Here is a 12579-nt window from a genome sequence, read left to right as displayed (position 1 = left end):
TTCGCGCGCTGAAGTCGCTAGCATGGGGTTTTGAATCGCAAAGGACCGGGAATGACAGGCAACGTTTGGCGCTCACTGCGCGGCTTTATCAGCCAACTTTTTCCCGCCAGTTACCGCTGGCCTGCGATGGATGTCCGGCTTGGCGATCGTCAGCTGCATCTGGTCGGCAGCATCCACATGGGGACGCGCGACATGCAGCCGTTGCCCGCCCGTCTGCTGCGTCAGTTGCAGCAGGCGGATGCACTGGTTGTGGAAGCGGATATTACTCAGGGTGGTTCACCCTTTGATCACCATGGCGATCGTCCCGCGCTCTCCACCCGGCTGGATAGCCACGCGATGCAAACGCTTACCGCACTCTGTCAGGAGATGAGCCTCAATCTGAGCCTGTTTGATAATCTGCCCGCCTGGCAGGTGGCGCTGATGTTACAGGCGCAGCAGGCACAAAGGCTGGGATTGCGACCTGACTACGGCATCGATTATCAGCTGTTGCAGGCCGCGAAAGGTCTGAACAAACCGGTGATTGAACTGGAAGGTGCAGAGGCGCAGATCGCCCTGCTGACTGCACTGTCGGATGACGGCATGGCGTTGTTGCAGGATACGCTGCTGCACTGGCACACCAATGCGCGTCTGCTGCAGATGATGGTGAGCTGGTGGCTCGATACGCCGCCACGCCAGCCGGAGATCACCCTGCCCGCCACCTTCAGCCAGGCGCTGAATGATACGTTGATCGGTCAGCGAAATGCGCAGTGGTGTGACAGACTTCAGGGGTTATCGGCGGGAAACTATGTGGTGGCGGTCGGTGCTCTGCATCTTTACGGCGAAGATAACCTGCCTGAGATGCTGAAGAAGCCCTGAAAAAAAGAGAGCCGATAATATTATCGGCCCGTCAAAGAGGAATTTGTTTATGATTTTGGTTATCGCTCAGCAATCAGATTGCTGGCGCGCGGCCAATTCTTACTCAAAGAACAAAATTTCGCCACCTTTTTCCTCGATTCTGCGTAATAAGATTTTTCTTAGTAAGGAACCTGTATGACGCCCGCCGTAAAATTGCTGGAAAAACAAAAAGTCAGTTTCACCCTGCATCCCTATGAGCATGACAGCAGCGAAACCCATTTTGGTGACGAAGCGGTACGTAAACTGAATCTGGATGCGCGCCAGGTCTATAAGACGCTGCTGGTGACGCTGAATGGCGAGGCAAAACAGCTGGCAGTGGCGATTACGCCGGTATCGACGCAACTGGATCTCAAGAAGGTGGCAAAGGCGCTGGGCGCGAAGAAAGCGGATATGGCCGACCCACAGCTGGCGCAGCGGGTCACTGGCTATCTGGTGGGCGGCATCAGTCCGCTGGGCCAGAAAAAACGGCTGCCGACGGTGATCGACCACTCTGCCAGCGCGTTTGACGCCATGTTTATCTCAGGCGGCAAGCGTGGGCTGGATATCGAACTGGCTCCCCAGGATCTTTCACGACTGCTGGACGCCCCGTTTGCGGATATCGCCCGCCACGACTAAACCCGTGGCTGGGCGCAGAGTTGATCGATCATCCAGCGACCTGCCGGCCCAGGTGGCGTACGGCGTGACCAGACCACCTCAATGGCGATATGCTGCGGCCAGCCCGGCATCGACAACTCTTTCAGAACGCCATGACCAAACTGTTTCACCAGCCAGCGCGGCAGAATCGTCCAGCCAAACCCCTGCTCTGCCATCTCCAGCAGTAACAGATAGGTCGGTGCCGACCAGATGCGCCCCATTGGCGCGGGTTCAGATGCCTCAACCCAGGTATTTAATCGCAGGTGACGAACCCCTTCCAGCTCGCTCTCGCTCAGGGTCTTAAGCTGGGCCAGCGGATGATCGCGATGTAAAAAGACCGCCATCTGTGCTTCAACCTGCAGTCGCGCCACCGCAATATCCACCGGCAGATTGGGCTGTGCCCGCACCACGCCCAGATGTACCCGCCCGGCCTGCAGCAGATCCAGCACATCACCATCCTCGGCAATCATGACCTCCAGTTCAATCTCCGGATAACGGGCATCAAATTGCCTGAGCAGATGCTCGTGATGATCCGTTTGCCAGAAGTCTGACATGGCAAAACTGAGCCGGGGTTCAACGCCCTGCGACAGCCGTATCGCCAGCGCATCCAGCCGCTCGCTGGCTGCCAGGATCTGCTGAACCTGAGGAATCACGCGGCGTCCCTGCTCGGTGAGAACCGGCTGACGCCCTGCCCGTTCAAACAGCGCAAAGCCAAGGTCGTCTTCAAGACTGGCTACCGCCGCGCTGATGGTGGACTGACTTTTACCCAGCGCGCGCGCAGCGGCAGAGAAAGAACCGCTCGCCACAGTCTGCATAAAAGCCTCAAGGGATTCCGGGGAGTAACGCATCTGAACCATCGCTTTTTTCGATAGGTATTCATTTTATCTTAGCATTCCGACGTGTGAAAATGCGCCGCATCACTAAAGGAGAATTAATAATGCGTACCCGCTCACTTAAAGAACGTATTCTTCATGCTGTCTGCTTTGAAACGCTGGCGATTCTGACCGTTTCGCCGCTGGCGGCATGGGCAATGAATAAGCCGCTGTTTCAGATGGGATCGCTGGCGATTATGCTCTCGACGGTCGCGATGCTATGGAACATGATTTACAACAGCGGATTTGATCGCCTCTATGCGCCAGGCCAGAAACGCGGGCCGGGCGTGCGTGTATTACATGCGCTGGGATTTGAAGGCGGTTTTATCCTGATTGGTCTGCCGATTGCCGCCCTGATGCTGGATATTTCTCTGTGGCAGGCTTTCCTGGTTGAAGTGGCCTTTTTCCTCTTCTTCCTGCCCTATACCATGACCTACAACTGGGTGTGGGACAAACTGCGCGAGCGCTGGATCAGACGTCACTCCTGCCGGGCGTGATGAAAACGGGAGGCGCTTGCGCCTCCCTGTCAGTTCAATGCCTGGCGGCTGTTTCGTTCCCCCATGGCCAGATCCAGGCCAGGATCATTTTGGGATAGTTACGCTTCCGCGCTTTTTCCGCAGCCTCATCGCGCGCCCGGATCTGCTCATCGGTCAGATGCACAATCTGCCCTTTCGGCTGATAGTCGCTGGCTTTTACCGGCGAATGCGTCTTGATCCAGTCACGCAACACCTGCGCATCGATTGCGCCGCTGTTGAGATAACCCGCATGATTATCCAGACGCGGATAACCGTCGCCGCCAGCCGCATTGAAGCTGTTGGTTGCCATGCGATAATGCTGCGCATCCTGCAGCGGTTTTCCGTTAATACTGACGTCGCTGACATGTTTACCGTCGGCGGTCAGGCTGATACCGGCAAACTGAGCGTAGCCGCCAGAGTCAGGCTGAATATTTGCGACCACATCCAGATATTTTTTGATCTCCGCGCCGGTCAGGCTGACCGAGACCACCTGATTGCCAAACGGCTGGACCTGCAGCAGGTCACGCCAGCTCAGCTTGCCCGATTTCAGCGAGGTGCGAATACCCCCACCGCTCATCACCGCAAAATCGGCTTTGGTGTGCGCCATCTGAGCGCGCAGAATCAGCTGGCCGAGATTCGTCTGCTCAAAGCGAACCTGCTCTTTTTCACCGCTGAAGTTACCGTCGGCGCTGCCGACATTTACGGTTAACTTCGCCTCAGCCCGTTTCTGAAATGGCATCAACAGTTTCATCATGGCGGTGTTTTTCGGGATCTCTTCCTGCCAGGTGAGCCAGGTTTCGCTGCCATCCGCATTCTTTATCTGATGTTTGAGGTTGACCGGCACCAGCTGATAAGCCTCCAGCGTCACCTGCCCGTTACGGAAGGTAAAGTCACCACGTCCGACATATTTGCCCCATTTATCCGCCTGCATAATCCAGATCCCGTTTTGCTGATCGGGTTTGCAGGGCTGGCCAGGCTGATAATTTTTGACGCTGACGTTCTCTTTCTCCATGCAGACCGCATCATGCGAATGACCACCCACAATCAGATCGATCGTTCCGGCAGGCAGGCTGCGCGCCAGGGTGACGTCATCAATGCCATTGCTGCCATGCTTACCGTCGTCATAGTGACCAAGGTGGGTCAGCGCGACAATCACGTCCGGCTTCTCGGTGGCGCGCAGCTCGGCAACCGCCTTCACCGCCTCCGCAATCGGATCGCGGAATTCGGTATCTGTCAGGCCCGCCGGATTAGCCAGTTTCGCCGTATCCGGGGTGATCAGCCCGACCACCGCAATTTTCAGCCCGAGACGGTTGAATACTGCCCAGGGTTTAAACAGGCGCTGACCAGTACTTTTCTGATAAACGTTGGCGGCGAGCAGCGGGAATCGCGCCCACTTCTCCTGCTTGCGCAGAACCGCGATGGGCTTGTCGAATTCATGATTGCCCAGCGCCATGGCATCATAGCCAATCAGGTTCATCGCGCGAAAATCGGGTTCAGCATCCAGCTCATCGGATTCCGGCACGCCCGTATTCACATCTCCGGCAGAGAGAATCAATGCGCCACCGCCTCTGGCCTGCACATCATAGCGCATCGTGTCCATCAAGGTTTTCTGCGCCGCCAGACCATACTCACCCTGTTCATTAAACCAGAAATGACCATGCTCATCGTTGGTGTGCAGCAGGCTGAAACGATAGGTGCGATCGGCCTGAGCGGCCTGTGAAAACAGCGGCATCAGGGCCACCAGTAACGCTACGCCCGCCCCTGTCCATTTTGATAACAACACTGTGATTCTCCTTAATTTGCCGTCTGGCCCGATTTTCTGTCGGTTTGCCCCACTGTGTCGCACATTCCCCCGGCGAACTCAAGGCCAACCCACATCCGCCTGCCTGAATATGCCCACTCTTTTTATCACGGGCCCGCTTCTGCTTTGCGTGGCTGCGCCAGCCTAAGCCCGAGCGATCACGCCAGAGCCACGGCTGTTTAGGCCGATGACACCGCGACAGGCTGCAATGTCTGTTGTTAACCCGCTGCTTACTCCTGCAAAAGTGCCGCTGAACGGCTTTAGTGAGTCTGCCTGCAAATTTGACGCTTATCCGCGTCACACTCAGGTCATTTAGTCGTATTAATTTTTATTTATCCGCTGCGGTTTAAACCGCCAAATCAGCCAGCATTATGGAAAATGAATCAAAACGGCCTTCCGGTTGCGTTTTCATCTGATTTTCCTATTTTTTTAGGGTATTCCCGCAAATTGCTCAGCGGAAGAATAGATTTTGAATTAAACTCATTTGTTACAAGCGGATACATTTGTATACAAGGAGGCAGGCATGCATCACACCACACCGTTGATCACTACCATTGTCGGGGCACTGGTTCTGGCATTTCTCCTTGGGATGCTGGCGAACCGCCTGCGTATATCGCCCCTGGTGGGCTACCTGTTGGCAGGCGTGATGGCTGGTCCCTATACTCCCGGCTTTGTTGCAGATACCAATCTGGCCCCTGAACTGGCTGAACTTGGCGTAATTCTGCTGATGTTCGGTGTCGGCCTGCACTTCTCAATGAAAGATCTTATGTCGGTAAAGTCGATCGCCATTCCCGGTGCTATTGCACAGATCGCAGTTGCGACGTTACTGGGAATGGGATTGTCGTGGACGCTGGGATGGTCGTGGATGACCGGCCTGGTGTTTGGTCTCTGTCTCTCTACCGCCAGTACCGTGGTGTTACTGCGCGCGTTAGAGGAGCGACAGCTGATCGATAGCCAGCGCGGGCAGATTGCGATTGGCTGGCTGATTGTTGAAGATCTGGTGATGGTGCTGACGCTGGTGCTGCTGCCTGCGATTGCCGGCATGATGGAACAGGGCAACGCCAGTGCCGGACAACTGGCCTGGGACCTGCTGTGGACCATCGGCAAAGTCGCCGCCTTTATGGTGCTGATGATGGTGGTGGGACGTCGTGCGGTGCCCTGGATCCTCGCCCGCAGCGCCGCCACCGGCTCGCGTGAACTGTTTACTCTGGCGGTATTGGCACTGGCGCTGGGCATCGCCTTTGGTGCCGTTGAATTCTTTGATGTGTCGTTCGCGCTGGGCGCTTTCTTTGCCGGTATGGTGCTGAACGAGTCGGAACTGAGCCATCGCGCCGCGCGCGATACCCTGCCGCTGCGTGATGCCTTTGCCGTGCTGTTCTTTGTCTCGGTCGGCATGCTGTTTGACCCGTCAATTCTGGTGACGCAGCCGCTGGCGGTGCTGGGCGCGCTGGTGATTATCGTGCTGGGTAAATCGGTCGCTGCCTGGCTGCTGGTGTCGCTGCTCGGCCATTCACGTCGTACGGCATTGACCATTTCGGTCAGTCTGGCGCAGATTGGTGAATTCGCCTTTATTCTGGCCGGACTCGGTATCTCGCTGGGCCTGCTGACTGACGAGGGCCGCAACCTGGTGCTGGCCGCCGCCATCCTGTCGATTATGCTTAATCCGATCCTGTTTACCCTGCTGGAGCGTTTCCTGGCGAAAACGGAGACGATGGAAGAGCAGACGCTGGAAGAGGCGATTGAAGACGAGAAGCAGATCCCGGTAGATTTCTGTAATCATGCGGTGATTGTGGGTTACGGCCGGGTGGGCAGTCTGATTGGTCAGAAGCTGCTTGAGGCCAATGTTCCGCTGGTGGTGGTTGAAAACTCCCGCGCCCGTGTTGAAGCGCTGCGCGAGCGCGGTATTAAGTCAGTGCTGGGTAATGCAGCCCGCGCTGACACCATGGAACTGGCCCGACTCGACTGCGCGCGCTGGCTGTTACTGACTATTCCGAATGGCTATGAAGCGGGTGAAGTGGTCACCGCCGCACGTGAAAAACACCAGAATATCGAGATTATCGCCCGCGCCCACTATGACGATGAAGTCGAGTACATCATGGAACGGGGTGCCACCCGTGTGGTGATGGGTGAACGTGAGATTGCCAGCAGTATGCTGCAAATCCTGCAGGATGAGATGACACAGGGCGAAGATTTACAGCCCTGCGATGTCGTGCGCTGATTCGTGTTAAGCAAAGCGTGGCAGGCTACTGATATATCAAAATCAGGGTGAATTTTTACCGCAACGAATACACTCAACACGCAGGGAACACGGACAGAAAAAGAAAGCGTCCCGCGCCAGGGATGGCTTAAGCAACTTTCTGATCTGACCGTGTTCCCTGAGCAGGCTCGATCTCATCCGTGAACGAGGCAGACGTTGCCACTCATCTAAGGCCCTTCTCATCAGAAGGGCTTTTTTATGCGCGGCAGCTGCCAGCTTTACCGATCCCAGTAGGACTCTTCCAGACTGTCTTCCCGCTCCGGCAGGCCGCGGGTCAGACGCGGCGAATGCTGATTCAGCACCTGGTAGCTGACGCGGTTGGCATATTTACATACCTGCGCCAGCGACGAGTAGGTCAGATAAGGACGCGCATGTTTGCTGGAGTTCGGCACATTCAGGCTGTGATAGTTGTTGGCGGTGATGTCATGCAGTAACGCCGCCAGCGCACCATCTCCGGCGCCGTTGGTGTTCATGATCTTTTCCGGTCCGCCCATATAAGGCGCGATGTGCGAGAAAATGCGCAGCGGCTGCTGGCAATCCTGCTGGCGCATCACCCGGCTGAACTCATACTGATTGAATTCAGCAATCGCGCCAGGCAGCAGCGGATGGTTGGTTTTGCGTTTGAACTCTTCTTCGGTGTAACCCGCCATATAGAGCCCAATCGGGCCAGCGGTACACAGCACCAGATCGACCCAGTCCAGCGCCATATTGGCAGCGAGCAGCGGATCGCTTTCGCCGGTCAGCGCCAGCGCTTCTTCTTCATTCATCGCCACGATGCTGACATGCTCGCGCAGAAAATCGCGCCAGAACTGAGGATTGTCGCCAATCACATGTTTGGTGCCCAGCGTCAGCACCACCGGCACGTTATGGCGTTTGGCATACTCAATCGCCCGTAACGTTGCCTGCGGCATCGGTTCACCTTCGGCACAGCGCACCAGATAGGAGGTCAGTACCAGCGCAGAGGCTCCGGCGATCACCTCTTCCGGTACGTTATCCGGATGGAGCTGGTTCATCTGGCCGGGACTGATAGCAAAGGTTCGCTCGCCATGTTCGCCAATCAGCGTAAAGCAGCGGCCAATGGCGCCATCCACGCCCTGCAGATAGTTAAGATCGACCCGGCTTGAGGTGTTGCAGAGATAGCGATAGGCGTAGCCGCCAATCTGGATATTATTGCACATGACGCCGAGCAGCACGGAGCGGTCATCGGCCAGCACCGAGAAGTTATGCAGTGTGTTACCGATGGTGCCACCGGCAAACTGATGGGTGATCAGTGCTTCCTGCATCAGCTCGTTGTACAACGCTTCCGCGACGGCATTATCGATAACCAGCGAGTGCCCGGCACTCAGGCCATAACGTGCGAGAAAAGCGTCATCGACTTTGGCTTCGATATCCACCAGCGTCTGGTCGATACCCACCACCCAGCTGCCTGCATCAACATCGTGCTGGGCGGGCTGTAACAGGGGATCGCGTGCGCTGACGGGAAAGTAGTGTTTGGATTTGCGTTTGCCGGGAAATTTCATCGGGAGGTGCCGTCTGGAAAAACAGGCGGAGAATGATATCACACTCTCCGACTGCGCTTTAACGGCGTGCGTCGACCAGTTGCGCCATCATGTCGATATGCGCCTCATCGGCGTTCAGCGCAGGGATATACTCAAACTTCTCCCCCCCGGCATGCATAAAGATTTCGCAGTTTTCACCACTGATCTCTTCCAGCGTCTCCAGGCAGTCTGACGAGAAGCCCGGGCTCATCACCTGAACATGTTTGATCCCTTTAGCGGGCAGGCTTTCCATGGTTTTGTCGGTGTAGGGCATCAGCCAGGGCTCACGACCGAAACGCGACTGGAAAGTCATCATGTACTGATCGTCACGCAGGCCCAGCGCTTTGACCAGGGCCGCCGTGGTATCCGCACAGCGCTGCGGGTAGTCATCGCCTTCGTTAGCAAAACGCTGCGGAATGCCGTGGAAGGATAACACCAGCAGATCGGGCTGACCGTGCCGCTCAAAGGATCGCTCTACCGTCGCTTTCAGCGCGGCGATATAGGCCGGATGTTCGGCGTAGTCGCGGATAAACTGCACATCTGGCAGCGAGCGGTAATCTTTGAATACCTCGGTCAGGCCATCCCACACTGCGGCCACGGTGGAGCAGGAGAATTGCGGATAGAGCGGCAGCACAATCAGGCGGGTCACGCCCTGCGCCATCAGCTTATCTACCGCGCTTTTCAGGCTCGGATTGCCATAGCTCATACCCAGCTCGACGGGCATATCGACCCGTGCTGCCAGCGCATCGCGCTGACGCATGCTGTAAACCATCAGCGGGGAACCGCCTTCCATCCAGACCGATGCGTAAAGCTTAGAGACGCGCGGCGAGCGAAACGGCAGAATTACGGCATTGAGAACCGGCCACCAGAGCCAGCGCGGCGCGTCGACCACGCGCGGATCGCTTAAAAACTGTTTCAGATAGCGTTTAACTGCAGGTGTGGTGGGCGCGTCTGGCGTACCTAAATTAACCAATAACACGCCGGGCTTATCTTGCCTCATTTGAGTTCCTTGATAACAACGGGGATGCGTGAAAACGGGGAAATTGTAGCGGAATTAGTGGGAGGTAAAAGCGATTACTGCAAAAGGGGCCAGTAATACCGGCCCCTGTGAGCTTAGCCCAGGATCTTAGCCAGCTCGGCACTCACTTCGGTCACCTTACGGGTGCCGTCGATTTTGTGATAGGCGGTGTTGCCCGCTTCCGCTTCTTTGCTGTAGTAAGCAATCAGCGGCGCGGTCATCTGATGGTATTCCACCAGGCGCTTACGCACGGTCTCTTCCTGATCGTCTTTACGCATGGTCAGCTCTTCGCCAGTCACATCATCTTTGCCTTCCACTTTCGGTGGATTAAAAGTGACGTGATAAACGCGGCCTGATGGCGTGTGAACGCGACGGCCCACGATACGCTCAACGATCAGTTCATCCGGTACGGCAAACTCCAGCACGTGATCAACGGTGATCCCGGCCTCTTTCATTGCATCTGCCTGAGGAATAGTGCGCGGGAAACCGTCCAGCAGGAAACCATTTTTGCAGTCTTCCTGGGTGATACGCTCTTTGACCAGCGCAATCACCAGCTCATCGGTCACCAGTTTGCCAGCATCCATAATGGCTTTCGCCTGGTTGCCCAGCTCGCTGCCTGCTTTTACTGCTGCACGCAACATGTCACCGGTGGAGATTTGCGGAATGCCATACTTCTCCATGATGAATTGGGCCTGAGTCCCCTTACCTGCGCCCGGAGCTCCGAGCAGAATAATACGCATTGCGTAAATCCCCTTGCGAATCGCATTGATCTATCTTAGAAGCGAAAGAACATACCATTATGACCCGCTCATCACAAGGAAGGGCGCGGATCGCGCAGGACGCCTTTACTGGCTTTTTGGCCCTGAACCCGACCCCGCAGGTCTGTCGGCCGCTTTTTCAGATTTAACGCCTGCGCTGAGCAGGTATTGCAGTCGTCGGCTCAGATGATGCGTCATATTCACGCTTTTTTTGCCGCTGCCGCGCACGTTTGCATTCAGCAGTAGCCGCGCCTGCTGCGGCCATTTCACCACATCTTCCGCATCTGACAGCGCAGAGATCACAGAGGCCGGGACGTTAAAGCTGGCAAACGGCAAACCGGGCTGATGGCAGGATTTCATCGGCAGCGGATCTGACAGGGAAAGCGCATCGACGATGGCGGTATTGTAAGGCCGCCACTGCGGATCGTCGAAGCGGCGCAGTGCCTCATGCGTGGCGGTCAGGGTCATCCCCTGTTCAAACAGACGCAGTTCGCTGCGCACCAGCGTACTGAAGTCACAGGTCCGCAGCGCCACCAGCACCAGATCGCTGCAGATCTCGGCATGGCGATCCAGTCGGGTGACAAACAAATGGGCTTCGTCGATCAGTTTCTGATGCAGCACGCTGGCGAAACTCTCGCTCGCCTCCGTCACGCCATGATTCTGGCAATCCTGGAGCGGACGCACCCGGCCATTGGGCAATTCGACATGCGGCACCAGCCTGATGCTGCCCGCGATAAGCGGAACCGCTGGCAGGATGTTGAGTTCAGTCACCGGAAAGTGCAAGGCGTAACGGTTCTGATTGCGTGCCTGCTCCTGCCGCAGAAACAGCTGAGAAAGAAGGACCTGCGCCACATGCAGTGAGGGCGCAAAGAAGATATCGAACTGCTCCAGCCGGTAAAAGCGAGAAAGCGCCAGGCGTAACCGATGGCGCGCCTCTGCTGACGTTTCAGAGGATAAAGGGCCGTGTGCCATGGTTGTCTCGCTTTGGGGAATGTGCGGCGTAAACGCAGGTTAAGCGAGGCAGAATATCCATGAAAAATCACAGATATAAGGCTGAGTCAACCTGCCAGAATTTGCCCTACAGAGTAGGTCAATGCATCTGGACTTTAAAATGATATAAATTAACAATCCCTGTGAGATTTTTGCACAGGGGATAAGGATGAACGGACTGCCGCCACTGAGAGCGCTGCACTATTTTCACCAGGCAGCCTTACACAGCAGTTTTAGCGTGGCGGCTGAACATCTGCATGTTACACACAGCGCCATCAGCCATCAGGTTCGCCAGCTGGAGAGCTGGATGGGCAAACCACTTTTTGTCCGCAGTAATGGCCGCGTGAAACTGACCTCACACGGTGAACGTCTGCTGCTGAGCTGTCAGCAGGCGTTCAGTGAGTTGCGCAGTAGCTGCGAAAGCATTCGTACCGGTCTGCTTCAGCAGATTCGGATCTCCTGCGCTCCCAGCTTTTTGTCGCAATGGCTGATTCCCCGTATCGCCAGCTTTTATCAACGCTATCCGGAGATTGAAGTTCACTTCCAGCCGCTGACGCAGATCTCGCAACTGCGCAGCGAACATGTGGATGTCATGATCCTTAGTCATGGCGAGCCACCTGAATCTGACATAGACGCCACGCTGGTCAGCGAGGATGAGATTGGGCCGCTCTGCGCACCTCATTTTGCCTCGCAGCTACGGGTCGGCGAGGATCTTGCCGCTATGCCCCTGCTGCATGCGGATACCCGGCTGCACGCCTGGTCAGAGTGGGCGGACAAAGCTGGGGTCAGCGGCCGCTTTAATGGCGGTAAGCATTTTGAGAGTCTGACACTGGGGATTCAGGCTGCACGAAGTGGTCTTGGCGTCCTGATGGCACCGCGTTTGCTGGTATGCAAAGAACTGGAGGATGGCACACTGCTTGCGCCGCTTGGCTTTGTTCGCGTCGAGCGGGCCACATGGATGATGACAAAACAGAGCCGGCGTAACGATACGGAGATCAGCCTGTTTCGCGACTGGCTGCAGGATGCCGCAAAACCATAAAAAAAGCCGGTGAGGGTCACCGGCTCGATGCTGCTAATAATATCTGCCCTTCTCAGCGGTGAGACCGAGCCAGCGCAGAAAACACGGTCAGATCGGAAAGACGCAAAAGCCGTCATCCGTGACACGCTCGGCCCACGCAATTACGCACCTCATCCCTGAGGTGCGCCCGTAGCCGGGCCAACGCTTTGCGTTGTTCAAAAACGCTCCTGACGTTTTTGTCCATGGCACGGGACGCTTTCCTCTTCTGACCGTGTTCCCTGCGCA

11 protein-coding genes are annotated in these 12579 nt (G+C 56.3%); 5 read left to right on the top strand and 6 right to left on the bottom strand.

The window, feature by feature from the left end; all coding sequences use genetic code 11:
- Nucleotides 1–51 precede the first annotated feature (51 nt).
- Together AC0T7J_RS23880 and ybaK are read left to right on the top strand one after the other, a co-directional pair.
- The gene (locus tag AC0T7J_RS23880; RefSeq protein WP_473797955.1) at nt 52–855 is read left to right on the top strand and encodes a TraB/GumN family protein; all 804 of its coding nucleotides are present in this window, start codon (nt 52–54) and stop codon (nt 853–855) included.
- Nucleotides 856–1029: 174 nt separating this feature from the next.
- Nucleotides 1030–1509 (top strand): Cys-tRNA(Pro)/Cys-tRNA(Cys) deacylase YbaK, encoded by a 480-nt coding sequence (ybaK, locus tag AC0T7J_RS23875; RefSeq protein ID WP_473797952.1) that lies wholly within the window; start codon nt 1030–1032, stop codon nt 1507–1509.
- On the opposite strand, the gene AC0T7J_RS23870 is transcribed toward ybaK, so the two are convergent.
- Nucleotides 1506–2375 (bottom strand): LysR family transcriptional regulator, encoded by an 870-nt coding sequence (locus tag AC0T7J_RS23870; RefSeq protein WP_010671230.1) that lies wholly within the window; start codon nt 2373–2375, stop codon nt 1506–1508. The genes ybaK and AC0T7J_RS23870 overlap by 4 nt on opposite strands.
- 89 nt (nt 2376–2464) lie before the next feature.
- Between AC0T7J_RS23870 and AC0T7J_RS23865 the strand changes: the two genes are divergently transcribed.
- A complete protein-coding gene (locus AC0T7J_RS23865) occupies nt 2465–2896 on the top strand; it encodes a multidrug/biocide efflux PACE transporter (RefSeq protein WP_473797949.1) in 432 nt (143 codons plus the stop codon).
- A gap of 34 nt (nt 2897–2930) precedes the next feature.
- Here the strand turns inward: AC0T7J_RS23865 and ushA are convergent, their stop codons facing one another.
- On the bottom strand, nt 2931–4697 hold the full coding sequence (gene ushA, locus AC0T7J_RS23860; protein ID WP_473797946.1) for a bifunctional UDP-sugar hydrolase/5'-nucleotidase UshA: 1767 nt from the start codon (nt 4695–4697) through the stop codon (nt 2931–2933).
- A gap of 541 nt (nt 4698–5238) precedes the next feature.
- Between ushA and ybaL the strand changes: the two genes are divergently transcribed.
- Nucleotides 5239–6933, top strand: coding sequence for a YbaL family putative K(+) efflux transporter (gene ybaL, locus AC0T7J_RS23855; protein ID WP_473797944.1), 1695 nt, complete (start codon nt 5239–5241; stop codon nt 6931–6933).
- Between the two features lie 257 nt (nt 6934–7190).
- Here ybaL and AC0T7J_RS23850 read toward each other — a convergent pair whose 3' ends face one another.
- The 4 genes from AC0T7J_RS23850 to AC0T7J_RS23835 all read right to left on the bottom strand — a co-directional run bounded on the left by AC0T7J_RS23850 (nt 7191) and on the right by AC0T7J_RS23835 (nt 11258).
- Nucleotides 7191–8492, bottom strand: a complete 1302-nt coding sequence (locus tag AC0T7J_RS23850) for an inosine/guanosine kinase (protein WP_010255936.1) — start codon at nt 8490–8492, stop codon at nt 7191–7193.
- Nucleotides 8493–8550: 58 nt separating this feature from the next.
- On the bottom strand, nt 8551–9510 hold the full coding sequence (gene hemH, locus AC0T7J_RS23845) for a ferrochelatase (RefSeq protein ID WP_473797941.1): 960 nt from the start codon (nt 9508–9510) through the stop codon (nt 8551–8553).
- Between the two features lie 113 nt (nt 9511–9623).
- Nucleotides 9624–10268, bottom strand: a complete 645-nt coding sequence (adk, locus tag AC0T7J_RS23840) for an adenylate kinase (protein ID WP_010671225.1) — start codon at nt 10266–10268, stop codon at nt 9624–9626.
- 105 nt (nt 10269–10373) lie between these two features.
- The gene (locus AC0T7J_RS23835) at nt 10374–11258 is read right to left on the bottom strand and encodes a DUF6024 family protein (protein ID WP_473797938.1); all 885 of its coding nucleotides are present in this window, start codon (nt 11256–11258) and stop codon (nt 10374–10376) included.
- Between the two features lie 187 nt (nt 11259–11445).
- Between AC0T7J_RS23835 and AC0T7J_RS23830 the strand changes: the two genes are divergently transcribed.
- Entirely contained in the window at nt 11446–12315 is an 870-nt protein-coding gene (locus AC0T7J_RS23830; RefSeq protein WP_473797936.1) for a LysR substrate-binding domain-containing protein, read from the top strand.
- Nucleotides 12316–12579 lie beyond the last annotated feature (264 nt).

This window comes from Pantoea sp. E956-1 (assembly GCF_982223955.1).
This window is presented reverse-complemented; position numbering and strand designations above follow the sequence as displayed.